Source organism: Streptomyces sp. CBMA123 (assembly GCF_014596465.1).
Lineage (GTDB): Bacteria > Actinomycetota > Actinomycetes > Streptomycetales > Streptomycetaceae > Kitasatospora.
The window spans coordinates 1-707 of sequence record NZ_MECK01000537.1; the positions used below are offsets into that span (position 1 = coordinate 1).

The 707-nt window shown below is 77.8% G+C and carries 1 protein-coding gene; it reads right to left on the bottom strand.

Annotation, left to right across the window (positions count from 1 at the left end; all coding sequences use genetic code 11):
* Positions 1–497: 497 nt before the first annotated feature.
* Positions 498–707 (bottom strand): hypothetical protein (locus tag BG452_RS46395; protein ID WP_223243238.1); only part of this gene is annotated, 210 nt, incomplete at its 5' end.

Here is a 707-nt window from a genome sequence, read left to right on the forward strand (position 1 = left end):
GTCAGCGACGGCCTGGCGTTCCGCTCCCGGCTCGCCTCGTGGCAGAACCCCTCGCTGAGCGGGCCGCTCGGCCATGCCGTGCTGCCGACGGCCCGGGTGGGGATCCTGCGGGCGGTGGCCTCGCCGGGCAGTCCGTCCGTCGCGGCCGGACGCGGGGAGGACCTCGTCCTGCCGGCGGCCGGGGCGGGGACGGGGGGACGGCCCGAAGGCGCGGGCGAGCAAGGGGAGTCGACGGACCGAGGGGAGCGGCGGCGGTCGCGACCGGTCCAACGGGCCCTGCCGGTACGGCGGTTGCCCGTGCGGTCGGTGTCCCGGGCGCCGTCCCGGGCCGTGACTCCGCGGGACGTCGCTTCGCGCGACGCTGCTTCCGGCGGCGCTGCTCCCGCGACCTCTGCGGCTGAGAGCGGAGCGGCGAAGCCACGCGCTGCCGGGACGCGCGACGCCGGAACCGGCGCCGCGCCGAGGCCAAGTGCCGCGAAGTCCGCTGCGACTGCTTCTCATCCCTCGACTTCTTCGACTTCGTCGGCTTCTCCGACTGCTTCGACTGCTTCGACTGCTTCGACGCCGGCCCGGGCGGCGACGCCCCCTGCCGTGACGCCCCCGGCCGGGAGCGGCGGCACGCCGAAGTCCCGTGCCACGACGGCCTCTTCCGCTGCTGCGGCGCAGGCCGCGGGGAGCGGCGGTGCGCCGACGCCCGGTGCGGCCGG